Source organism: Pseudomonas sp. Marseille-Q0931 (assembly GCF_940789645.1).
Lineage (GTDB): Bacteria > Pseudomonadota > Gammaproteobacteria > Pseudomonadales > Pseudomonadaceae > Aquipseudomonas.
The window spans coordinates 60,851-81,959 of sequence record NZ_CALNWT010000008.1; the positions used below are offsets into that span (position 1 = coordinate 60,851).

23 protein-coding genes and 1 pseudogene are annotated in these 21,109 nt (G+C 65.2%); 14 read left to right on the top strand and 10 right to left on the bottom strand.

Going from position 1 to position 21,109, the window contains the following annotated elements; genetic code table 11:
* Positions 1–47: 47 nt before the first annotated feature.
* The 5 genes from P3C50_RS14005 (at position 48) to P3C50_RS14025 (ending at position 3,278) form a co-directional block, all read left to right on the top strand.
* Positions 48–602, top strand: coding sequence for a DNA-3-methyladenine glycosylase I (locus P3C50_RS14005; RefSeq protein WP_197858745.1), 555 nt, complete (start codon positions 48–50; stop codon positions 600–602).
* The gene (locus P3C50_RS14010) at positions 599–1,207 is read left to right on the top strand and encodes a pyridoxamine 5'-phosphate oxidase family protein (protein ID WP_275546468.1); all 609 of its coding nucleotides are present in this window, start codon (positions 599–601) and stop codon (positions 1,205–1,207) included. Before P3C50_RS14005 ends, P3C50_RS14010 begins: the two co-directional genes overlap by 4 nt.
* Before the next feature lie 55 nt (positions 1,208–1,262).
* Positions 1,263–2,150, top strand: a complete 888-nt coding sequence (locus P3C50_RS14015) for a lysophospholipid acyltransferase (RefSeq protein ID WP_275546470.1) — start codon at positions 1,263–1,265, stop codon at positions 2,148–2,150.
* A 124-nt stretch (positions 2,151–2,274) separates the two neighbouring features.
* On the top strand, positions 2,275–2,541 hold the full coding sequence (locus P3C50_RS14020) for a PilZ domain-containing protein (protein WP_275546471.1): 267 nt from the start codon (positions 2,275–2,277) through the stop codon (positions 2,539–2,541).
* 182 nt (positions 2,542–2,723) lie between these two features.
* Entirely contained in the window at positions 2,724–3,278 is a 555-nt protein-coding gene (locus tag P3C50_RS14025) for a C40 family peptidase (RefSeq protein ID WP_275546472.1), read from the top strand.
* Here the strand turns inward: P3C50_RS14025 and P3C50_RS14030 are convergent, their stop codons facing one another.
* From P3C50_RS14030 to P3C50_RS14040, 3 genes and pseudogenes are all read right to left on the bottom strand, one after another.
* Entirely contained in the window at positions 3,279–3,950 is a 672-nt protein-coding gene (locus P3C50_RS14030; RefSeq protein ID WP_275546473.1) for a GNAT family N-acetyltransferase, read from the bottom strand.
* Positions 3,950–4,390 (bottom strand): annotated as a pseudogene (locus P3C50_RS14035) (GNAT family N-acetyltransferase). The gene P3C50_RS14030 and the pseudogene P3C50_RS14035 overlap by 1 nt, the downstream one beginning before the upstream one ends.
* A 13-nt stretch (positions 4,391–4,403) precedes the next feature.
* Positions 4,404–5,036, bottom strand: a complete 633-nt coding sequence (locus P3C50_RS14040; RefSeq protein WP_275546474.1) for an FMN-binding negative transcriptional regulator — start codon at positions 5,034–5,036, stop codon at positions 4,404–4,406.
* 88 nt (positions 5,037–5,124) lie between these two features.
* Between P3C50_RS14040 and P3C50_RS14045 the strand changes: the two genes are divergently transcribed.
* The 3 genes from P3C50_RS14045 to P3C50_RS14055 all read left to right on the top strand — a co-directional run bounded on the left by P3C50_RS14045 (position 5,125) and on the right by P3C50_RS14055 (position 8,043).
* Positions 5,125–6,594 (top strand): PLP-dependent aminotransferase family protein, encoded by a 1,470-nt coding sequence (locus P3C50_RS14045; protein WP_275546475.1) that lies wholly within the window; start codon positions 5,125–5,127, stop codon positions 6,592–6,594.
* Positions 6,595–6,660: 66 nt separating this feature from the next.
* Complete coding sequence (locus tag P3C50_RS14050) at positions 6,661–7,317, top strand: hypothetical protein (protein ID WP_275546476.1); 657 nt, start codon at positions 6,661–6,663, stop codon at positions 7,315–7,317.
* Positions 7,318–7,392: 75 nt separating this feature from the next.
* The gene (locus P3C50_RS14055; RefSeq protein WP_275546477.1) at positions 7,393–8,043 is read left to right on the top strand and encodes a 7-cyano-7-deazaguanine/7-aminomethyl-7-deazaguanine transporter; all 651 of its coding nucleotides are present in this window, start codon (positions 7,393–7,395) and stop codon (positions 8,041–8,043) included.
* Positions 8,044–8,110: 67 nt separating this feature from the next.
* On the opposite strand, the gene P3C50_RS14060 is transcribed toward P3C50_RS14055, so the two are convergent.
* From P3C50_RS14060 to def, 5 genes are all read right to left on the bottom strand, one after another.
* Positions 8,111–8,437, bottom strand: a complete 327-nt coding sequence (locus P3C50_RS14060; protein WP_275546478.1) for a tetratricopeptide repeat protein — start codon at positions 8,435–8,437, stop codon at positions 8,111–8,113.
* A 119-nt stretch (positions 8,438–8,556) separates the two neighbouring features.
* On the bottom strand, positions 8,557–9,930 hold the full coding sequence (gene trkA / locus P3C50_RS14065; RefSeq protein WP_275546479.1) for a Trk system potassium transporter TrkA: 1,374 nt from the start codon (positions 9,928–9,930) through the stop codon (positions 8,557–8,559).
* Positions 9,931–9,941: 11 nt separating this feature from the next.
* A complete protein-coding gene (rsmB, locus tag P3C50_RS14070) occupies positions 9,942–11,255 on the bottom strand; it encodes a 16S rRNA (cytosine(967)-C(5))-methyltransferase RsmB (protein ID WP_275546480.1) in 1,314 nt (437 codons plus the stop codon).
* Positions 11,252–12,184, bottom strand: coding sequence for a methionyl-tRNA formyltransferase (gene fmt / locus P3C50_RS14075; RefSeq protein WP_275546481.1), 933 nt, complete (start codon positions 12,182–12,184; stop codon positions 11,252–11,254). The genes rsmB and fmt overlap by 4 nt, the downstream gene beginning before the upstream one ends.
* 56 nt (positions 12,185–12,240) lie before the next feature.
* Entirely contained in the window at positions 12,241–12,747 is a 507-nt protein-coding gene (def, locus tag P3C50_RS14080) for a peptide deformylase (RefSeq protein WP_013713230.1), read from the bottom strand.
* A 152-nt stretch (positions 12,748–12,899) separates the two neighbouring features.
* On the opposite strand from def, the gene P3C50_RS14085 reads away from it, so the two are divergent.
* The 3 genes from P3C50_RS14085 (at position 12,900) to P3C50_RS14095 (ending at position 15,816) form a co-directional block, all read left to right on the top strand.
* Positions 12,900–13,934 (top strand): LysM peptidoglycan-binding domain-containing protein, encoded by a 1,035-nt coding sequence (locus P3C50_RS14085; RefSeq protein WP_275546482.1) that lies wholly within the window; start codon positions 12,900–12,902, stop codon positions 13,932–13,934.
* A gap of 81 nt (positions 13,935–14,015) precedes the next feature.
* On the top strand, positions 14,016–15,134 hold the full coding sequence (gene dprA / locus P3C50_RS14090) for a DNA-processing protein DprA (protein WP_275546483.1): 1,119 nt from the start codon (positions 14,016–14,018) through the stop codon (positions 15,132–15,134).
* 124 nt (positions 15,135–15,258) lie between these two features.
* Positions 15,259–15,816 (top strand): L-threonylcarbamoyladenylate synthase, encoded by a 558-nt coding sequence (locus P3C50_RS14095; protein ID WP_197858761.1) that lies wholly within the window; start codon positions 15,259–15,261, stop codon positions 15,814–15,816.
* A gap of 75 nt (positions 15,817–15,891) precedes the next feature.
* Here the strand turns inward: P3C50_RS14095 and P3C50_RS14100 are convergent, their stop codons facing one another.
* Entirely contained in the window at positions 15,892–16,869 is a 978-nt protein-coding gene (locus tag P3C50_RS14100; RefSeq protein WP_275546484.1) for an NADPH:quinone reductase, read from the bottom strand.
* Positions 16,870–17,014: 145 nt separating this feature from the next.
* On the opposite strand from P3C50_RS14100, the gene hemF reads away from it, so the two are divergent.
* From hemF to P3C50_RS14115, 3 genes are all read left to right on the top strand, one after another.
* Positions 17,015–17,932 carry an oxygen-dependent coproporphyrinogen oxidase gene (hemF, locus tag P3C50_RS14105; protein ID WP_275546485.1) on the top strand — a complete coding sequence of 306 codons (918 nt, stop codon included), beginning with the start codon at positions 17,015–17,017 and terminating at the stop codon, positions 17,930–17,932.
* A gap of 90 nt (positions 17,933–18,022) precedes the next feature.
* On the top strand, positions 18,023–18,844 hold the full coding sequence (aroE, locus tag P3C50_RS14110; protein WP_275546486.1) for a shikimate dehydrogenase: 822 nt from the start codon (positions 18,023–18,025) through the stop codon (positions 18,842–18,844).
* Positions 18,845–18,847: 3 nt separating this feature from the next.
* Complete coding sequence (locus tag P3C50_RS14115; RefSeq protein WP_275546487.1) at positions 18,848–19,204, top strand: DOPA 4,5-dioxygenase family protein; 357 nt, start codon at positions 18,848–18,850, stop codon at positions 19,202–19,204.
* 190 nt (positions 19,205–19,394) lie between these two features.
* Here P3C50_RS14115 and P3C50_RS14120 read toward each other — a convergent pair whose 3' ends face one another.
* Positions 19,395–20,966 carry a SulP family inorganic anion transporter gene (locus tag P3C50_RS14120; protein ID WP_275546488.1) on the bottom strand — a complete coding sequence of 524 codons (1,572 nt, stop codon included), beginning with the start codon at positions 20,964–20,966 and terminating at the stop codon, positions 19,395–19,397.
* Between the last annotated feature and the right edge of the window lie 143 nt (positions 20,967–21,109).

The window sequence follows — 21,109 nt, forward strand, 5'->3', positions numbered from 1 at the left end:
CAGCCGTGGTTATAGTCACCGCTTCATCCTGACCGAGGCTTGCTGCCATGCCCCGCTGCTTCTGGTGTACCGACGATCCGCTGTACCAGGCCTACCACGACGAGGAATGGGGCGTGCCGCAACGCGATGCCCGCCAACTGTTCGAGATGCTGCTGCTCGAAGGCGCGCAGGCCGGTCTGTCGTGGATCACCGTACTGAAGAAGCGCGAGCGCTATCGGCAGGTATTGCACGGCTTCGATCCCGAGCGTCTGGCCCGTCTCACTGATGAAGAGATCGAGGTGCTGATGCAGGACCCCGGCATCATCCGCAATCGCCTCAAGCTCAAGGCCGTGCGGCAGAACGCCCAGGCCTGGCTGAAGTTGGAAGACCCGGTCACCTGGCTCTGGTCGTTCGTCGGTGGCGCGCCGAAGATCAACCATTTCAGCGACCGCAGCCAGATGCTGGCGGTGACGCCCGAAGCCGAGGCGATGAGCAAGGCATTGCGCAAGGCCGGCTTCAACTTCGTCGGGCCGACCATCTGCTATGCCTTCATGCAGGCCACGGGTATGGTGATGGACCACACCACCGACTGCGACCGCTACGCGCAACTGAAGGGCTCATGATCACCATCACCACCCTCGACGAACTGCAGGCCGTATACGGCGACAGCCACGAGCGCTCGCGGCGCAAGGAGCTGCCGCGACTGATCGAACCCTACCGCGCGCTGATCCAGGCCTCGCCCTTCGTGGTGCTGGCCAGCGCCGGGCCGGATGGCCTGGATTGTTCGCCGCGTGGCGATGCGCCGGGCTTCGTGCACATACTCGACGACCAGACCCTGCTGCTGCCGGATCGCCCCGGCAACAACCGCATCGACAGCCTACGCAACATCGTCCTGAACCCGCAGGTGGCGCTGTTGTTCCTGATTCCGGGCGTCGGCGAGAGTCTGCGGGTCAATGGTCGCGCCGAGATTTCCCTCGATTCCGAGCTGCTCGAATTGGGCCGTGCCCAGGGCAAGCTGCCGCGTAGCGTGCTGCGCATCCATATAGAGACGTGCTACTTCCAGTGCTCCAAGGCGGCGGCGCGCTCGGGGCTGTGGGATGCCTCGCGCCAGGTGGAGCGCGCCAGCCTGCCGAGTGCTGGCGATATTTTCCGCCACATCTACGACGAGTTCGATGTCGAAGCCTACGAGCGTGACCTGCAGCAGCGGCTTCGGACGAGCCTTTACTGACTGCGCGGTCGCCCAACGCTACAATTGGCGCTTTTGTGAGCGGTTGGAGTCTGTTGTGGAAAAACTCAAGGGCGCCCTGGTGGTGGGTTTTCTGCGCCTGTTCGCACTGCTGCCCTGGCGTGTCGTGCAGGCCGTGGGCAATGCCATTGGCTGGCTGATGTGGAAATTACCGAACGGCTCACGCGACGTAGTGCGCATCAACCTGAGCAAGTGCTTCCCTAAGCTGAATGAGTCAGAGTTGGACGAGCTGGTTGGGCAGAGCCTCAAGGACATCGGCAAGACCCTGACCGAAAGCGCCTGCGCCTGGATCTGGCCGGCACAGAAATCCCTCGCTCTGGTCCGCGAAGTGGAAGGCCTGGAGGTGCTGCAACAGGCGCTGGCCTCCGGCAAGGGCGTGGTCGGCATCACCAGCCATCTGGGCAACTGGGAAGTGCTCAACCACTTCTACTGCAACCAGTGCAAACCGATCATTTTCTACCGCCCGCCCAAGCTCAAGGCCGTTGATGAACTGCTGCAGCAGCAGCGCGTGCAGATGGGCAACCGCGTCGCGCCGTCGACCAAGGAAGGCATCCTCAGCGTCATCAAGGAAGTGCGCAAGGGCGCCGCCGTGGGCATTCCGGCCGACCCTGAGCCGAGCCGTTCGTCGGGCATTTTCGTGCCGTTCCTTGGCACCACTGCGCTGACCAGCAAGTTCGTGCCCGGCATGCTGGCTGGCGGCAAGGCGGTCGGCGTGTTCCTGCATGCGCTGCGCCTGCCTGACGGCAGTGGCTACAAGGTGATCCTCGAGGCGGCGCCGGAAGGCATGTACAGCGAGAATGTCGAAGAAGGTGTGGCGGCCATGAGTGATGTGGTGGCGCGCTACGTGCGCACCTACCCGAGCCAGTACATGTGGAGCATGAAACGCTTCAAGAATCGTCCGGACGGCGAGGACAGATGGTACTGACGTGCCGTCACCGAGCATGATGAAGGAAGGCGCCTCGATGGCGCCTTTTTTCCGCCACGCGCTGGGCGCCTGCGCGCTAATGCGCTATTAAAGGCGAAATCGCTTGTCCAACCATGGAGCTGTCATGCCGAACCAGCGTCAGCAGGTGCGTACCCCGATGAAGTGCCGGATCAAGATCAGCCACCCCAGCTTCGGTGAGCTGCTGGCACAGACCCGTGACCTGTCCGATAGCGGCGTCTATGTGAAACACCCGGACATGGCCGCCCTGGCGGTCGGCACCGAGGTCACCGGTCAGGTGCAGGATCTGCCATTTCCCGCCCCAGTTCTGAAGATGGAAGTGATGCGCGTGGACGCCGAAGGGGCCGGCCTGCGCTTTCTCGGCGAGGCGTGAGCGACGGCAACTCTATTCTCTGTCTGCTTGACCGACATGAGATGAATCCAGGCGCGTCAGCAGAGAACGCCTTGGGTCGGGTTGCCGTTCGTCAGTCATCAACAGAAAAAATGAACTGGTGTTCGCTTCGGTAGTCCGTCACCGGGACGGGCAGGAAGCATCGTCTCCGATGCAAGGCCTTGATGGGGGTAAGGTTTCCGCTTGAAGGCCAGTTACCAAGGTCACTGGGTTTGAATAAGTTTTTCATGTCATTTTGCCTGGGAGGCGCTCTTTTACTGGGAATCTGTACCCAAGCCTCCGCCACCTTTCGCGTCTACACCGTTCCCGCCACTTCGCAAGCGGCCAAGCCCAAACCAGCCGGGGAAGTGATCGACCGCGCCCTCGGCGCGCTGGGCACTCCCTATCGCTGGGGCGGTACCAGCCTGAGCCACGGCTTCGACTGCAGCGGTCTGGTGCAGTACGCCTTCAAGACCCAGGATGACCTCGAACTGCCGCGCACCTCACGCGCCTTGTCGCGTGTGGATGCACCCACGGTGAAACGCAGCGACCTGCAGCCGGGCGATCTGCTGTTCTTCCGTATCCGCAGCCGCTCGGTGGATCACGTCGCCATCTACATCGGTGAGGGTCGCTTCGTCCACGCGCCACGTCGCGGCACCAAGGTGCGTATCGACCGCCTCAACAATGCCTACTGGCAGCGTCATTTCCAGTCGGCCAAGCGCGTGGTGCCGACCGCCTGATCAGGCCCTGAAGGTTTCCAGACGCTGTTTCTGCTGGCCGTCGACGGCGAAGTTGTCGGCTGCCAGCCAGCGCTCGAAGGCCTCTTGGCGCGCGGGCCATTCGCCGTCGATGATGGCGAACCAGGCGGTGTCGCGGTTTCTGCCCTTGCGCACCATGTGCTGGCGAAAGAGCCCTTCATGGACGAAGCCGAAGCGCTCGGCGGCGCGCCTGGAACGCGCGTTGGCGTTGTCGCACTTCCACTCCAGGCGGCGATAGCCGAGATCGTCGAAGGCGTGGCGAGCCAGCAGGTACACCGCCTCGGTAGCGCCTGGCGTGCGCTGCATCGACGCGCCGAAGACCACGTGGCCGATCTCGATGCTACCGTCCTGCGGGGTGATGCGCAGGTAGCTGAACAGCCCCAGGGCGCGACCCGAGCCCTGCTCCAGCACCGTGTAGAACAGCGGATCGCGACTGCCGGCATTAGCGGTGAGCCAGGCATCGAATGCGCTGCGTTCGTTGAACGGGCCGTAGGGCAGATAGTCCCACAGCGCCGGGTCCGGTCCCTGCAGAGCGGCCCACAGGTCATCGCCGTGGCGTGTGGCGTCGAGGCCTTCCAGGCGTACGAAACTGCCCTGAAGCGTGCGCTGATCCGGCGTCGGGCGAGGTTGCCAGTGGCTGAGGTCCTGGGTCATCAAAACAGCTTCCTGTACTGGATGAAGCCGGTGCGATCGGCGATACGGTCGTAGAGCTGGCGTGCGCGGTAGTTGGTTTCCTGAGTCAGCCAGTGTACGCGGCTGGCGCCGGCTGACCGAGCCTGCGCATAGACATGTTCGATCAGCGCCCGACCGATGCCGGTGCCGCGGATGTTTTCGGCGACGTACAGGTCCTGCAGGTAGCAGTAGTCGCCCTCGGTCTAGCAGCTGCGATGGTAGATGACGTGCACCAGGCCGACGGCTTCGCCATCGATCCAGGCGAGTGCGGCATTCATGGGTTCGGTCGGGTCGAGGAAACGCTGCCAGGTCAGTGCGCTGGTCGCGCTGGCAATTTCGGCCTGGTAGAAGCGCTGGTAGCCGTGCCATAGCGGCAGCCAGGCCGCGTGGTCGTCGGCGGTGATCGGGCGGATTTCGAGCATGGCGGTGTTCCTGTCAGTCGAGGGTGAGCATGCGGGCGGCCAGTTCTTGATTGCGTGCATTGGGCGAGGCGCTCAGCCCTGCGCGTACGCCAGCCTGATCGGCGGCCGAACGGTTCTGGCCGAGCTTCCATTTGCCCTCAATTCGGCGAATCGGCAGAGCGAAGCCGACGATGGCGCGCAGCATGGCGTCGAGGTACTCGCGGGGGGCATCGCTTGTCGCCCAGGGCTGCGCCTGCTGGCGTTCATGGCGATCGCTGAGGCCGCTGACCAGTTGCAACAGACGCTCGGGTTCGTCGAACACCTCGGCCTGGCCCCAGGCGTGCACGGCGATGTAGTTCCAGGTTGGCACCACCTTGCTGTGCTCGGCCTTGGCCGGGTACCAGCCCGGGTGGATGTAGGCGTCCGGGCCGCTGAACACCAACAGCGCCTCGGCGCCGCTGGCGAGGTCGCGCCAGTGCGGGTTGGCACGGGCGAAGTGGCCGTACAGCGTGCCGAACTCACCTTCGCCCGGCTCCAGCAACACTGGCAGGTGGCTGGCTTGCAGACCCTGTTCGCCAGCGCTGGTCAGTACGGCCAGGCCACTGGAATCGATCTGTGCATGCAGGGTGGCCAGGTCGTCCTGGCGGAAGGCGGCGGGGCGGTACATGGTGCGTCTCCTGGCGTGATGGGCTCATGCTAGGCAGGATATTGGTTCCCTGTAAGATCCATTTTCAGGCAGTTTCATGGAGCCAATCATGCCCGCTACGCCACCTCTGCCAGTCGACCTTTCCGGCATTCGCCTCGACCCTGCCGCCGGCCTGGCGCGCCAGCTCTACCAGTCGCTGCGCGAGCGTATTCTCGATGGTCGCCTGCCAGGCAATACGCGTCTGCCGGCCAGCCGCGATCTGGCGAGTCTGCTGTCTATCTCGCGCAATACGGTGACCCGCGCCTTCGACCAGCTCTACGCGGAGGGCTATATCGAAGGTCGGGTGGGCGATGGCACTTATGTGGCGGACCTGGCCCTGGCGCGGCCGGCAATGCCAGCACCTCATTGCGCTCCGGCTGCGAGCGCTGCGCTGCAGCGCCAGGCTTTGCCCATGCCGGTGGCGGGTGCGCCGCGAGCCTTTCGCATCGGCGTGCCGGCTTTCGACCTGTTTCCCTTCGAGACCTGGGCACGCTTGCAGGCGCGCTTCTGGCGCCGTCCGTCGCCGGCCCGGCTGGGTTATGGTGACCCGGCCGGCGACCGCACATTGCGCGAACTGGTCGCCGCTTACCTGCGTAACGGCCGGGGGCTGGCCTGTGATCCGCGGCAGATCGTCATCACTTGCGGCGCGCAGCAGGCCATCAGCCTCTGCGCGCAGTTGCTGGTGCGGCCCGGTGAGCGGGTGGCGGTGGAGAACCCCGGCTATCGCGCCGCTGCCCATGCCTTTGCCGCCGCCGGGGCCGATTTGCGTGGCGTACCGCTCGATGGCGAGGGCCTGGATACCAGAGCGCTGTCTGCCATCGAGGGCTGTCGCCTGGCCTACGTGACGCCGTCGCACCAGTACCCGACCGGCGTGACTCTGTCGCTGGCGCGACGCCTGGAGCTGCTGGAATGGGCCGAGCGCCAGGCCGGCTGGATCGTCGAGGACGACTACGATGGCGAGTATCGCTACAGCGGCACGCCGTTGGCGCCTTTGGCCGCGCTGGATCGACAGGCCCGTGTGCTGTACGTCGGCACCTTCTGCAAGATCGCCTTTCCGGCGTTGCGCCTGGGCTACCTGGTGCTGCCGCCCGCTCTGGCGGAAGCCTTCGCCCAGCGCCAGGCGGTGGAGATGCGCCATTCGGAGATCGGCAATCAGGCGGTGATGGCTGAGTTCATCGCTGCCGGGCATTTTCAGCGTCATGTACGACGCATGCGCCAGGCGGCGCGGCAGCGTCGCGATGCCCTGGTAGAGGCTTGGCCACAGGCGATACCAGGCTGCGCGCCATTGCCGTGCGTGGAAGCCGGGCTGCACCTGAGCGTGCGGGTCGACAGCCTGGCCCGCGAGCGCGAACTGGTCAGCGCCGCGCGGGCTGCCGGGGTGGAGATGAACGCGCTCAGTGATTACTGGCTGGAGCACAGCACCGAACCGGGCGATGCACGCGCCGGCCTGGTGCTGGGCTTCGCAGCGGTGCCCGAAGCGCAGATCGTCGAAGCGGTGCAGGTCCTGCGGCGGGCCTGGCGTCTGCTCAATGAGCGATAGGGCCGGTTGCTGTGACCTTCATCTGTATGACAATGCACGCCCTTATTTCCCCTCCGCGAGCCGCGCATGACTGACAGATACACCGATCAGGGTTTTCACCTTCTGCATTGGGCGGAGCAAATCGAGGCGTTGTGTCCACAATGCAGCCAGCCTGGACTGATCATCGGTAATCCGCATTGGCGGAACTGGAGCGCGGCGTTTCATTGCCCAAGCTGCACGCACGCGATGATGACCGCCGATGATTCCTGGCGTGGCCCCGTGTTGGGGAGCGGGCGCAGGCCGTGCGGTGCCTGCGGGCAGCAATGGGTGACCTTCTGCAGCATTTTCCACGAGGCCAGCCAGGCGCCGAGCGTCGGCCGAACCAACTGCCAACACTGCGCTGCCGAGAACGAGGTCACACTGACCTTCAGCCGTGCCGAGCCGGTGGACCATGCCATCGATCCCTTCTTCGGCCTGGAGCTGGCGCTCAAGGAAGAGACCCGGCATGGCACGATCTGGGCCTATAACGCCGAGCATCTGTACGAGCAGGAGCAGTTCATCGCTGCCCGGCTGCGTGAGAACAGCACCAGCAAGTGGTCCTACTTCGCCCGGTTGCCGAGCTGGGTGAAGTCGGCAAAAAACCGCGAAATGGTGCTCAAAGCCATCGCCCGGCTGCAAAGACGCTCGATCACGAAACCGGCAGCTTCGTCGGAAAACCTATCCCGGAAGTCAACAACAGGCTAGAATGCGCGCCGCTCGCGGCCATGTCGGCTGCGGCAGTGGGTTCCCTCACCCCACTCTATGAAAAAGGACATAGACATGACCCTGATTCCCGCGTCGGTCAGTCGGCCCGTGCTGGCCGGCCTGATCGCCTTCCACATTCTCATCATCATCGCCAGCAACTACCTGGTGCAGCTGCCGATCACCCTGTTCGGCTGGCATACCACCTGGGGCGCGTTCAGCTTTCCGTTCATTTTTCTGGCCACCGACCTTACCGTGCGCCTGATCGGCAAACAGGCTGCGCGCGTGGTGATCGCCCGTGTCATGCTGCCGGCGCTGGTGGCTTCGTACGTGGTGTCGGTGCTGTTCCATCAGGGCGTGTTCGGCGGTCTGGCAACGCTGGGCGAATTCAATCTGTTCGTCTTTCGCATCGCTGTGGCTAGTTTCCTCGCCTATGCCTTCGGCCAGTTGCTGGATATCCAGGTGTTCGACCGCCTGCGCAAGATGCGTCAGTGGTGGGTCGCGCCGACGGCCTCGACCATCTTTGGCAACCTGCTCGATACCTTCCTGTTCTTCTCGGTGGCCTTCTGGCACAGCGACGATCCGTTCATGGCCGCCAACTGGGTGGAGATCGCCACGGTGGACTACGTAATCAAACTGGCGATCAGCCTGATCCTCTTCGTGCCGCTGTACGGCATGCTGCTCAGCGCGATTGTCCGCGCCCTGCCGCAGCGTACTGCCACCGCCTGAGTCGGCCGCAAAAAGCTCGCCGCTGAAGCGCCTCCCACGGGGTCGCACTGAACTTGTGGGAGGGGCTTTAGCCGCGATTGCTCCCCTGCTTGTCCAGCTTGCGCAGAAACACCGACATTTCCTTCTCGGCCTGCTTGTCGCCCTTGGCCTGGGCTGCAGCGACCCCCTGCTGCCAGGCCTGGCGTGCACTTTCGGCGTCGCCCTTGGCCTGCAGCGCCTTGCCCAGCAGCTTCCAGGCGGCGGAATAGCTCGGGTCGAACTCGACGCAGCGTTGCAGGTGTTCGGCGGCCTGCGCCGCGTCGCCGCCATCGAGATGGGCCTTGCCCAGGCCGAAGCGCAGCAGGGCGTTGTCCATGCCCTTGGCCAGCATCTTTTCCAGTGCTTCGGTACTCATGAGGTCTCCTTCGTCGCCACGCTCGTGTCGATTGTAGGAGCGAGCTCTGCTCGCGAATCTCAGACGCGCGAAAAGCTTCGCGAGCAGAGCTCGCTCCTACGAGATTTGTCTTCTCCGGCTTAGAAGAACGTCAGGCCGGCCTGGAACAGGCGTTCGACGTCGCGGATGTGCTTCTTGTCGACGAGGAACAGGATCACGTGGTCGCCAGACTCGATCACCGTGTTGTCGTGGGCGATCAGCACCTGCTCGTCGCGGATGATGGCGCCGATGGTGGTGCTCGGCGGCAGGGCGATGCCTTCGATGGCGCGACCGATGACCTTGCTCGACTTGGCATCGCCATGGGCGATCACTTCCAGCGCTTCCGCCGCGCCACGGCGCAGGCTGTGCACGCTTTCGATATCGCCGCGGCGCACGTGGGTCAGCAGGGTGCCGATGGTGGCCAGCTGCGGGCTGATGGCGATGTCGATCTCGCCACCCTGGACCAAATCGACATAGGCCGGATTGTTGATGATGGTCATCACCTTGCGCGCGCCCAGGCGTTTGGCCAGCAGCGACGACATGATGTTAGCCTCGTCGTCGTTGGTCAGGGCGAGGAAGATGTCGGCATCGTTGATGTTCTCTTCCACCAGCAGGTCGCGATCCGAGGCACTGCCCTGCAGCACGATGGTGCTGTCGAGGTTCTCCGACAGGTAGCGGCAGCGCGCCGGGTTCATCTCGATGATCTTCACCTGGTAGCGGCTTTCGATGGCCTCGGCCAGGCGTTCGCCGATGTTGCCGCCGCCAGCGATCACCACGCGTTTGTAGCTGTCCTCGAGGCGACGCATCTCGCTCATCACCGCACGAATATGCGCCTTGGCGGCGATGAAGAACACCTCGTCATCGGCCTCGATGACGGTATCGCCCTTGGGCATGATCGGCCGGTTGCGGCGGAAGATGGCCGCCACGCGGGTGTCGACGTTGGGCATGTGCTGGCGCAGCTGGCGCAGTTGCTGGCCCACCAGCGGGCCGCCGTAGTAGGCCTTGACCGCCACCAGCTGGGCCTTGCCCTCGGCGAAGTCGATTACCTGCAGGGCGCCGGGGTACTCGATCAGGCGCTTGATGTAATTGGTCACCACCTGCTCGGGGCTTATCAGCACGTCGACCGGGATCGCTTCGTTGTCGAACAGCGCCTCGCGGGTCAGGTAGGCCGCTTCGCGCACGCGGGCGATCTTGGTCGGCGTGTGGAACAGGGTATAAGCCACCTGACAGGCGATCATGTTGACTTCATCGCTGTTGGTCACTGCCACCAGCATGTCGGCATCATCGGCGCCGGCCTGGCGCAGCACGGTGGGGAAGGAACCCTTGCCCTGCACGGTGCGAATGTCCAGGCGGTCGCCAAGGTCGCGCAGGCGATCACCGTCGGTGTCGACCACGGTGATGTCGTTGGCCTCGCTGGCCAGGTGTTCCGCCAGGGTGCCGCCCACCTGGCCGGCGCCGAGAATGATGATTTTCACTGATCGCTCCGTTAGCTGTGGCTGGTCACAGCGGTCTTTATCAGCTTGGCATAGTAGAAGCCGTCATGGCCGTCCAGCTGCGGCAGCAACTGGCGACCGTGGGCGGTCTGCAGGCCGAAATCGCCCTCGATGGCGACTTCCCGCGCTTCGGGCGTGCGCGCCAGGAACGCGGCGATGGTGTCGCTGTTTTCCGTCGGCAGTACTGAGCAGGTGGCATAAAGCAGGATGCCGCCGGGCGCGAGGGTCGGCCACAGGGCATCGAGCAGTTCGCCTTGAAGTTGCGCCAGGGCGGGAATGTCTTCGGGCTTGCGCGTTAGCTTGATGTCCGGGTGGCGGCGAATCACGCCGGTGGCCGAACAGGGCGCATCGAGCAGAATGCGCTGGAACGGCTGGCCGTCCCACCAGGCCGCGGTGTCGCGGCCATCGGCGGCGATCAGCGTGGCTTCCAGCTGCAAGCGCTCGAGGTTCTCGCGCACGCGTGCCAGGCGCTTGGCTTCCAGATCGACGGCGACCACTTCGCTGAGGCCCGGCTCGACTTCCAGCAGGTGGCAGGTCTTGCCACCCGGTGCCGCGCAGGCATCCAGCACGCGCTGGTCCGGCGCCAGTTCGAGCAGGTCGGCGGCGAGTTGCGCGGCCTCGTCCTGCACGCTGACGCGGCCGCCCCTGAAACCGGGCAGTGTGGTCACGTCGCAGGGCTGCAGCAGACGCACACCGTCACGGCTGAAGGTGCATGGCTCGGCGGCGATGCCGGCTTCGTGCAGCTCATTGAGGTAGGCGTCGCGACTGCCGTGACGGCGATTGACCCGCAGGATCAACGGCGGATGCGCATTGTTGGCGGCGCAGATGGCCTGCCAGTGCTCGGGCCAGTGCGCCTTGAGCGCCTTCTGTAGCCAGCGTGGATGCGCGGTGTGCAGTACCGGGTCGCGATCAAGTTCAGCGTACAGCGCCTCGTGCTCGCGCTGGGCGCGGCGCAGTACGGCATTGAGCAGACCCTTGGCCCAGGGCTTTTTCAGCGCGCCGGCGCAGCCCACCGTCTCGCCGATGGCGGCGTGCTCGGGAATGCGGCTGTGCAGCAACTGGTAGAGGCCGATTAGCAGGAGCGCTTCCACGTCCTTGTCGGCGGCCTTGAAGGGTTTCTCCAGCAGCTTCTCGGCCAGCAATTGCAGGCGCGGCTGCCAGCGCGCGGCGCCGAATGCCAGGTCCTGCGCCAGGGCGCGGTCGTGGTGCTCGACCTTATCCAGCTGCGGCGGCAGGCTGCTGCCCAGCGAAGCCTTGCCCGAGAGCACGGCCGTCAGGGCGCGCGCGGCCGCCAGGCGAGGGTTCATTGGCCGAGCACCAGGCCGGGCGCGAACTGCTCGCGGCGGCTGTTATAAAGGTCGGCGAAGGCCAGCGGCTTGCCGCCGGGCAACTGCAGGCGAGTCAGACGCAGCGCACCTTCGCCACAGGCGACGGTCAGGCCGTGCTTGTCGGCGGCGAGAATGCTGCCCGGTGTGCCACTGCCTTCGCCGATCTCGGCTGCATGCACTTTCAGCGCCTCGCCAGCCAGCGTGCTGTGGCAGATCGGCCAGGGATGGAAGGCGCGGATCAGGCGTTCCAGCTCCACGGCCGGGCGGCTGAAGTCCAGGCGCGCCTCGTCCTTGTTCAGCTTGTGTGCATAGTTGGCCAGAGCGTCGTCCTGCACCTCACCGACGAGCGTGCCGGCAGCCAGGCCGTCGATGGCCTGCAGCACTGCCTGTGGGCCAAGCTGGGCGAGGCGGTCGTGCAGGCTGCCGCCGGTGTCGCTAGCGCTGATCGGCGTGCTCACCTTGAGCAGCATGGGGCCGGTGTCGAGGCCGGCTTCCATCTGCATCACGGTGACGCCACTCTCGGCATCGCCGGCCTGTACAGCGCGCTGAATCGGCGCGGCACCGCGCCAGCGCGGTAGCAAGGAGGCGTGGCTGTTGATGCAGCCCAGGCGCGGAGTGTCGAGCACCACTTGCGGCAGGATCAGGCCATAGGCGACCACCACCATCAGGTCCGGCTGCAGTGCGGCCAATTCGGCCTGCGCCTCTTCATTGCGCAAGCTGGCCGGCTGAAAGACCGGGATGCCGTGCTCGACGGCGAGTTGCTTGACCGGGCTCGGCATCAGCTTCTGGCCGCGACCGGCCGGGCGATCCGGCTGGGTGTAGACGGCCACGATCTCGTGCTGGCTGGCCAGCAGGGCCTTGAGGTGTTCGGCGGCGAATTCCGGGGTGCCGGCAAAGACGATACGCATAGGGCAGTCACCAAAGAAAAAGGCTTGCCGTGGCAAGCCTTTCGGGTAGTCGGAGGTCAGGCGCGCTGGCGATGCTGTTTTTCCAGCTTCTTCTTGATCCGGTCGCGCTTGAGGTTGGACAGGTAATCGACGAACAGCTTGCCGTTGAGGTGATCGCACTCGTGCTGAATGCACACGGCGAGCAAGCCTTCGGCGATCAGCTCATAAGGCTGGCCATCGCGGTCCAGAGCCTTGATCTTCACCTTCTGCGGACGGTCGACGTTCTCGTAGAAGCCGGGCACCGACAGGCAGCCTTCCTGATACTGGTCCATCTCGTCGGTCAGCGACTCGAACTCGGGATTGATGAAAACGCGCGGCTCGGACTTGTCCTCGGACAGGTCCATGACCACCACGCGCTTGTGCACGTTGACCTGCGTCGCGGCCAGGCCGATACCGGGTGCGTCATACATGGTCTCGAACATGTCGTCGACCAGTTGACGGATGGAGTCGTCCACGACGTCCACCGGTTTGGCGATGGTACGCAGGCGTGGATCAGGAAATTCGAGGATATTCAGGATCGCCATATGCGTTTGTGATGCACTTGTGGAATAAAGTCAAAATCCGCTGCTAAGATGATGAACAGCATTGAAAAACGGCTTCACGCCGCGTATTCAGCGGGTTTGGACGCGGCGCTAGGGCGCTTCACGTGAAGGCACATAATAAAGGGATTCACCGCATGAGGAAATCACTACTCGCCCTGCTCGCAGCCGGCGGAATGGCCCTGACCTGTCTGGCTCAGGCCGCAGTGCAACTCAAGGACGGTCATCCGGACCGTTACACCGTGGTCAAAGGCGATACGCTCTGGGATATCTCCGGTAAATTCCTCAGCCAGCCGTGGAAGTGGCCGGAAATCTGGCACGCCAATCCACAGGTCGCCAACCCGCACCTGATCTACCCCGGTGACACCCTCAATCTGGTCTATGTCGACGGTCAACCACGCCTGATGCTCAACCGCGGTGAATCGCGCGGCACCATCAAGCTGTCGCCGCAGGTGCGCAGCACGCCGATGGCCGAGGCGATCCCGACCATCCCGCTGGAGGCGATCAACAGCTTCCTGCTGAGCAACCGCATCGTCGACACCCCGGAAGAATTCAACGGCAAGCCCTATATCGTCGCCGGCAACGCCGAGCGCGTGGTCAGCGGCGCCGGTGATCGTATCTACGCGCGTGGCCAGTTCGACGAGCAACATCCTATCTACGGCGTATTCCGCCAGGGCAAGACGTATACCGACCCCGAAACCAAGGAGTTCCTTGGTATCAACGCCGACGATATCGGTACCGGCGAGATCGTCGCCGAGGAAGGCGATATCGGTACCCTGTTGCTCAGCCGCTCGACTCAAGAGGTTCGTCTGGGTGACCGCCTGTTCCCCACCGAGGAGCGTGCGATCAACTCCACCTTCATGCCCAGCGAGCCAGCCGGTGAGATCAAGGGCGTTATTCTCGACGTGCCGCGTGGCGTGAATCAGATTGGCCAGTTCGACGTGGTCACCCTGAACAAGGGCGCCCGCGACGGCCTGGAGATTGGCAACGTGCTGGCGGTGTACAAGACCGGCGAAACCGTGCGCGACCGTGTCACCGGCGAGAGCGTGAAGATCCCGGACGAGCGCTCCGGCCTGCTGATGGTGTTCCGCACCTACGACAAGCTCAGCTACGGCCTGGTGTTGCAGGCCAGCCGCCAACTGGCCGTGATGGACAAGGTCCGCAACCCGTAATGCCCAACGAGCCCCGCAAATGCGGGGCTCGTGCTTTCTGGTCGCCAGGATGGCGGCGCAACGCATCAGGGAAGAATCGTCATGCCTACATCCTCCTCGCTGTTCCCCGCAATTTCTCCTGCCGAGCTTGAAGCCCGTCTGCGCCTGCACCTGCTGCCGGAGCTGGGGCCGCGACGTTTTCGCAAGCTGCTGAGTGCCTTCGAGACCGCCTCGGCTGCGCTGAGCGCGCCGGCCAGTGCCTGGCGGGCTCTGGGGCTGCCGGCCGCCTGCGCCGAGCCGCGGCGCAGTGAAGATATTCGCGAGCGAGCGCGTGCTGCACTGCAGTGGCTGGAGCAGCCCGGTCAGCAGGTGCTGATGTGGGACGATCCAAGCTACCCGGCGCTGCTGGCCGAACTGGCGGATGCGCCGCCGCTGTTGTTCGTGGCGGGCGAGCCGAGTGTGCTGGAGTCGCCACAACTGGCCATGGTCGGCAGCCGGCGCGCCTCGCAGCCCGGCCTGGACAATGCACGGGCCTTCGCCCGCAGCCTGGCTGGTGGTGGCTTCGTCATCACCAGCGGGCTGGCGTTGGGCATCGATGGCGCCGCGCATCTGGGCGCGCTGGAGGGCGATGGTAAAACGATAGCCGTGCTGGGTACCGGCTTGCAGTGCCTGTATCCGCGGCGACATGTGGGGCTGGCGGCACGGATCATCGAGCAGGGCGGCGCGCTGGTTTCCGAACTGCCGCTGGACTGCCCGCCGCAGGCGAGCAACTTCCCGCGGCGCAACAGAATCATCAGCGGCCTGTCGCTGGGTGTGCTGGTGGTCGAGGCCAGCCCTTCGAGCGGTTCGCTGATCACCGCGCGGCTGGCCGCCGAACAGGGGCGTGAGGTCTACGCCATTCCCGGTTCCATCCATCATCCCGGCGCGCGCGGCTGTCACCAGCTGATTCGCGATGGCGCCACGCTGGTGGAGAGCATCGAGCACATCCTCGAAGCCCTGCGCGGTTGGCAGACGCAGGCTGTAGCACCCGTGCCCAAGGCAACGTCGGAACAGGCCGAGCATCCGCTACTGGCCTTGCTGCATGCCGCGCCGCACAGTACCGAGGCACTGGTGCAGACCAGTGGCTGGCCATTGGCGCAGGTGCTGGCGGCCTTGACCGAGCTGGAGCTCGATGGCCAGGTGTGCAACGAGGCCGGGCGCTGGCTGGCGCGACCTCGCTGAACGCTTGTCTGCCCTCTCCCGCAAATGGGAGAGAGCAGGCCGTGCCTCCCTATGCACATAGGCTCTACAGTCGTATGGCCGTCTTGGATAGACTGCCGCCCATTGATTCACTGGGAGACGGTCGATGGCCAGCAACTGGCAGATACAGCAAACGGCGCGAGTGGTGCGTGAGGGGGGCGTGATCGCCTATCCGACCGAGGCGGTCTGGGGTCTTGGCTGCGACCCGTGGAACGAAGAGGCGGTGGATCGCCTGCTGGCGCTCAAGGAGCGGCCGATGCGCAAGGGCCTGATCGTGGTCGCCGACGACATCGAGCAGTTCGACTTCCTCCTCGAAGACCTGCCCGAAGTCTGGCAGGAGCGCCTGGCCGGCAGCTGGCCAGGCCCGAATACCTGGCTGGTGCCGCACCAGAATCGTCTGCCCGAGTGGGTCACCGGCGAGCACGACAGCGTCGCCCTGCGCGTCAGCGATCACCCGCTGGTGCGTGCACTATGCCGTTACACCGGCCCGCTGATCTCCACCTCGGCCAACCCGGCCGGGCGCCCGTCGGCACGTTCGCGTCTGCGCGTCGAGCAGTACTTTCCGGGGGAGTTGGACAAGGTTCTGGGTGGGGCACTGGGCGGACGCAAGAACCCCAGCCTGATTCGTGATCTGCGTACGGGCGATGTGATTCGCCCGTCCTGACGCGCTTGAACGCTCGCGGCTAAAGCCCCTCCCACGATTGTGGCGGCTGTGGGAGGGGCTTTAGCCGCGACTGTTTTACGGCAGCAAGATGGTCGAGCCGGTGGTCTGCCGCGAGCTCAGCGCGTCCTGGGCGGCGGCGGCGTCCTTGAGCGCGTAGCGGTTGCTGATTTCCACCTGCAGCTTGCCGCTGCTGATCATCGCGAACAGCTCGTCGGCCATGGTCTGCAGGCGCTGCGCGCTGGTGGCGTAGCCGGCCAGGGTCGGGCGGGTGACGTACAGCGAACCCTTCTGCGCCAGGATGCCCAGATTGACTCCGGTAACCGCGCCCGAGGCGTTGCCGAAGCTGACCAGCAGGCCGCGCGGTGCCACGCAGTCCAGCGAGGTTTCCCAGGTGTCCTTGCCGACGCCGTCGTAGACCACCGGGCACTTGGCGCCGTCGGTCAGCTCCAGCACGCGCTGCACCACGTTCTCATGGCTGTAGTCGATGGTCGCCCAGGCGCCCTGCTCCCTGGCGCGCGCGGCCTTTTCCGCCGAGCTGACGGTGCCGATCAGCTTGACGCCCAACGCCCTCGCCCATTGGCAGGCAAAGGAGCCGACGCCGCCAGCCGCAGCGTGGAACAGGATGGTTTCGCCGCCCTTTAGCTCATAGGTCTGGCGCAGCAGGTACTGCACCGTCAGGCCCTTGAGCATTACCGCGGCGGCCTGCTCGAAGCTGATGCTGTCCGGCAGTTTCACCAGCTTGTCGGCTGGCAGCACGTGCAGTTCGCTGTAGGAGCCCAGCGGGCCGGTGGCGTAGGCGACGCGATCACCCACGGCAAAGCCTTCGACCTCGCTGCCGACTGCCTCGACCACGCCGGCACCTTCGGTGCCCAGGCTCGAAGGCAGCGCGGGCGGCTGGTACAGGCCACTGCGGAAATAGGTGTCGATGAAGTTCAGGCCGATGGCGTGGTTGGCCACGCGAACCTCGCGCGGGCCCGGTACTGCCGGCTGGTAATCGCGGTATTGCAGCACGTCGCTGCCGCCGTGCTGGCTGAACTCAATACGCTTGGCCATCTCGGATTCCTTCTGCTCGAGCCGTCGAAGCGGCGAAAAAGGGTCTATCCAATCCTCTCGATTGACCGACGTCAACTGCGGATGTGCCTGGGTGAATGCTATGCTGCCCGCCGATTCCGCCCTGCTCTCTGTTCAAGGTGCCGCCGTGACTGACCGTACCGAGGCCGTGAAGGCCTATCTGCTCGACCTGCAAGATCGCATCTGTTCCGCCCTGCAAGCCGAAGACGGCCAGGCCGTGTTCGCCGAGGACGCCTGGCAGCGCCCGGCCGGTGGTGGCGGTCGCACGCGGGTGATCGAGAACGGCGCACTGATCGAAAAGGGCGGGGTGAATTTCTCCCACGTATTCGGCGACAGCCTGCCGCCGTCGGCCAGTGCCCATCGCCCCGAGCTGGCCGGGCGCGGTTTCCAGGCCCTCGGCGTGTCGCTGGTGATTCACCCGGAAAACCCCTACGTGCCCACCTCGCACGCCAACGTGCGCTTCTTCAGCGCCGAGAAGGAAGGCGAGGAGCCGGTGTGGTGGTTCGGCGGCGGCTTCGACCTCACGCCCTACTACGCCAATGAAGAGGACTGCGTGCACTGGCACCAGGTCGCCCATGATGCCTGCGCGCCGTTCGGCCCCGAGGTCTATGCGAAGTTCAAGGCCTGGTGCGACCGCTACTTCCACCTCAAGCACCGCGGCGAGCCGCGGGGTATCGGCGGGCTGTTCTTCGACGACCTCAACGAGTGGGACTTCAACACCAGCTTCGCCTTCATACGCGCCATCGGTGACGCCTACATCGACGCCTACCTGCCCATCGTCCAGCGCCGCAAGGCCATGCCCTTCGGCGAGCGCGAACGTGAGTTCCAGGCTTTCCGTCGTGGGCGCTACGTGGAATTCAACCTGGTGTTCGACCGCGGCACCCTGTTCGGCCTGCAGTCCGGCGGGCGTACCGAGTCGATCCTCATGTCGCTGCCGCCGCAGGTGCGCTGGGGCTACGACTGGAAGCCGGAGCCGGGCAGCGAGGAAGCGCGCCTGACCGAGTACTTCCTTACCGATCGCGACTGGCTCCAGGCGGCGCCGTGACCCCGTAGCCCGGATGCAATCCGGGGCATTGACCAGACATCCCCGGATCTCATCCGGGCTACGATCTGTTGCTCACCACCGAGAAATTCCATGGACCGCTACTGCGTCTTCGGCAACCCCATCGGCCACAGCAAATCACCGCTGATCCATCGTCTGTTCGCCGAGCAGACCGGCCAGGCATTGACCTACGACGCGCGTCTGGCGCCGCTGGATGACTTCGTGGGCGACGCCCGCGCCTTTTTCGCCGACGGTCTGGGCGGCAACGTTACCGTGCCGTTCAAGGAAGAGGCCTTTCGCCTGACCGATGAACTGACCGAGCGCGCCCGCCGCGCCGGTGCGGTGAATACCCTGAAAAAGCTGGCCGACGGCCGCCTGCTCGGCGACAACACCGACGGCGCCGGCCTGACCCGCGACCTGCAGAACAACGCCGGTTTCAGCCTGGCCGGCAAGCGCATCCTTATTCTCGGAGCCGGCGGTGCCGTGCGCGGCGTGCTCGAACCCTTCCTGGCGCAGAAGCCGGCCGTGCTGGTGATCGCCAACCGCACCGTGGCCAAGGCCGAGCAACTGGTGCGCGAATTCGCCGATCTCGGCCCACTGGTCGCCGCCGGTTTCGACTGGATCGATGCGCCAGTCGACCTGATCGTCAACGGCACCTCGGCCAGCCTCGGCGGCGAGTTGCCGCCGATTGCGCCAAGCCTGATCCAGCCTGGGCATACGGTCTGCTACGACATGATGTACGGCCGCGAGGCGACCGCCTTCAATCGCTGGGCCGCCGAGCACGGGGCAGCGCGTTGCCTGGATGGGTTGGGCATGCTGGTCGAGCAGGCGGCCGAGGCATTCGAGCTCTGGCGTGGGGTGCGCCCAGATACGGCGCCGGTGCTGGCCGAGCTGCGCCGTCAGCTGGCAGGCTAGCGCATGGACGAGCAAGTGCTGCCTCGTATCAGCGGCTACCACGCCCACGTCTATTTCGACGCCGGCAGCGTCGATCAGGCGCGTACGTTGTGCGAAGAAGCCGCGCGGCGTTTTCCGCTGAAGATGGGCCGGGTGCACGAGCGTCCGGTCGGTCCGCATCCATGCTGGAGTTGCCAGCTGGCCTTCCGCGCCGAACTGTTCGCCGACGTCGTGCCCTGGCTGATGCTCCGCCGCGGTGGCCTGGACGTCTTGCTGCACCCGATCACCGGTAACGAACTGCGTGACCATCGCGACTGTGCGATGTGGATCGGTCGCTCGCACGTGCTGGATCTGAGCGTGCTCGATGACGCCGAGGACTGAAATCCAGCTGCGTAGGGTGATTAGGCGCATATCGCCAATTCAGATGCCCAGCGCATGTTTAGCCGCGCCGTAACCCACCATTGGTGTCACGCGGGAAGATCGCCCGGTGGATTACGCGGCGCGCTATCGCCGCGCGGTCAGGTCGTTCGTGGATTGTGCCGCCCACCCTACGGGTTCGACGCCGCCTCGCTCAGTCTTCGAACTGCACCGGGCAATGCTCGGCGCCTTCCAGCTTGAGAATCTCCTCCACCACCTGTGGTCGTGCCTGGCGTAGCACCAGGCTGCGCTGCAACGCCTGCAGGCGGCGTGCTTCCTGATGCAGCATCTCCACACCGGCATAGTCGATAAAGTTGATGTGCCGTGCATCGATTATCAGGCGCTGGCCGCGGCTGCGCTGCAGCAGTTGCTGGATGTACTGGCAGGCACCGAAGAAGATCGAGCCGTCGATGCGCAGCACCTCGTCGTCGCCGTCGTGCCACAGGCGTACGCGCGGCTGCGAGGTGCGCTTGAGGTAGAAGAACAGCGAAGCCAGCACGCCGGCATAGATCGCCGTCTGCAGCTCCAGCACCAGAGTGGCGGTGAAAGTCAGTAGCATCACCACGAACTCGGAGCGGCTCACCTTGCGCAGCGCGCGGATCGCCGGCAGATCCACCAGACCCCAGCAGATCAGCAGGATGCCGGCGGCCATCACCGGCAGCGGAATATGCGTCAGCAGCGCCGTGCCGAACACCGCGAACAGCGCCACCAGCAGCGCCGAGAACACCCCGGCCAGCGGCGTGCGCGCGCCGGCCTGCAGGTTCAGCGCCGAGCGGGTGAACGACCCGGCCGACAGCGAGCCGGAGAACCACGGCCCGATCATGTTCGACAGGCCCTGAGCGCGCACCTCCTGGTTGGCGTCGAGGAACTGGTGCGATTTCACCGCCAGGGCGCGGGCGATGGACAGGCTGGTGACCAGTCCGAGCATGCCGCAGGCCACCGCTGCCGGTAGCAGGCGCAACACGTCGTCGAGGTCGAAACTCAGCAGGGTCAGAGGCGGCAGGCCGCCGTCGAACGGTGCCACCAGGGCGATGTCAGCGGTGAAACGTGCCGGTAGCAGCCACGCCAGCAGGCTGCCGCAGACCAGGCCGATCAACAGTGCGGGCGCCTTTGGCCAGAGTTTGCGCACGGCCACGCTGAGCAGCAGGGTAACGGCGGCCAGGGTCAGGCTGGGCCAGTGCGCCTCGGGCAGGTGTTGGCCGATCTGCAGCAGGCTGGTCAGGGCCGTGGGTTGGCTGGCGACCTCGACGCCGAGCAGGTTGGGCATCTGGCCGATGGCGATCACCAGGGCCGCGCCGAGGGTGAAGCCGAGCACCACCGACTGCGAGACGAAGTTCACCAGCGCGCCGAAGCGCAGCAGGCCGAGCAGCCATTGGAACAGCCCGGCGAGAAAGGTCAGCAGCAGGATCAGGGCGATGAACTCATCGCTGCCCAAGCGCGCCATGGGCGTGACGCTGGTGAACAGGACGATGGAAATGGCAGCGGTCGGCCCGCAGATCAGGTGCCAGGACGAGCCCCACAGGCAGGCGATGATCACCGGGACGATGGCCGCGTACAGACCGTATTCGGCAGGCAGGCCGGCGATCAGCGCGTAGGCCAGCGATTGCGGCAGAGCCAGGATAGCCCCCGACAGGCCCACCAGCAGATCGTTGCCGAGGGTGCCGCGGCGAGTGCCGGGCAGCCAGCGCAGGAAAGGCAACAGGGTCTGAAGATTGGGTAACGGCATCGTCTGCTGGTTTGCTTCGTCCAGGAAAGTGAAGTGTAAACGACGTGCCAGTTGGCCGCTGGCGGAGCAGCTCGTGTTCCGCCTGCGGTCGCTGCAGGCCGCGCCCGGTAGGCGCAGATTTATCCGCGATCAGGGTCGGGCCC

Coding starts and splice junctions, on each gene's coding strand:
- P3C50_RS14005 (WP_197858745.1), top strand. CDS start 48: ATGCCCCGCTGCTTCTGGTGTACCGACGATCCGCTGTACCAGGCCTAC.
- P3C50_RS14010 (WP_275546468.1), top strand. CDS start 599: ATGATCACCATCACCACCCTCGACGAACTGCAGGCCGTATACGGCGAC.
- P3C50_RS14020 (WP_275546471.1), top strand. CDS start 2,275: ATGCCGAACCAGCGTCAGCAGGTGCGTACCCCGATGAAGTGCCGGATC.
- P3C50_RS14025 (WP_275546472.1), top strand. CDS start 2,724: ATGGGGGTAAGGTTTCCGCTTGAAGGCCAGTTACCAAGGTCACTGGGT.
- P3C50_RS14030 (WP_275546473.1), bottom strand. CDS start 3,950: ATGACCCAGGACCTCAGCCACTGGCAACCTCGCCCGACGCCGGATCAG.
- P3C50_RS14040 (WP_275546474.1), bottom strand. CDS start 5,036: ATGTACCGCCCCGCCGCCTTCCGCCAGGACGACCTGGCCACCCTGCAT.
- P3C50_RS14045 (WP_275546475.1), top strand. CDS start 5,125: ATGCCCGCTACGCCACCTCTGCCAGTCGACCTTTCCGGCATTCGCCTC.
- P3C50_RS14050 (WP_275546476.1), top strand. CDS start 6,661: ATGACTGACAGATACACCGATCAGGGTTTTCACCTTCTGCATTGGGCG.
- P3C50_RS14055 (WP_275546477.1), top strand. CDS start 7,393: ATGACCCTGATTCCCGCGTCGGTCAGTCGGCCCGTGCTGGCCGGCCTG.
- P3C50_RS14060 (WP_275546478.1), bottom strand. CDS start 8,437: ATGAGTACCGAAGCACTGGAAAAGATGCTGGCCAAGGGCATGGACAAC.
- rsmB (WP_275546480.1), bottom strand. CDS start 11,255: ATGAACCCTCGCCTGGCGGCCGCGCGCGCCCTGACGGCCGTGCTCTCG.
- fmt (WP_275546481.1), bottom strand. CDS start 12,184: ATGCGTATCGTCTTTGCCGGCACCCCGGAATTCGCCGCCGAACACCTC.
- def (WP_013713230.1), bottom strand. CDS start 12,747: ATGGCGATCCTGAATATCCTCGAATTTCCTGATCCACGCCTGCGTACC.
- P3C50_RS14085 (WP_275546482.1), top strand. CDS start 12,900: ATGAGGAAATCACTACTCGCCCTGCTCGCAGCCGGCGGAATGGCCCTG.
- dprA (WP_275546483.1), top strand. CDS start 14,016: ATGCCTACATCCTCCTCGCTGTTCCCCGCAATTTCTCCTGCCGAGCTT.
- P3C50_RS14095 (WP_197858761.1), top strand. CDS start 15,259: ATGGCCAGCAACTGGCAGATACAGCAAACGGCGCGAGTGGTGCGTGAG.
- P3C50_RS14100 (WP_275546484.1), bottom strand. CDS start 16,869: ATGGCCAAGCGTATTGAGTTCAGCCAGCACGGCGGCAGCGACGTGCTG.
- aroE (WP_275546486.1), top strand. CDS start 18,023: ATGGACCGCTACTGCGTCTTCGGCAACCCCATCGGCCACAGCAAATCA.
- P3C50_RS14115 (WP_275546487.1), top strand. CDS start 18,848: ATGGACGAGCAAGTGCTGCCTCGTATCAGCGGCTACCACGCCCACGTC.
- P3C50_RS14120 (WP_275546488.1), bottom strand. CDS start 20,966: ATGCCGTTACCCAATCTTCAGACCCTGTTGCCTTTCCTGCGCTGGCTG.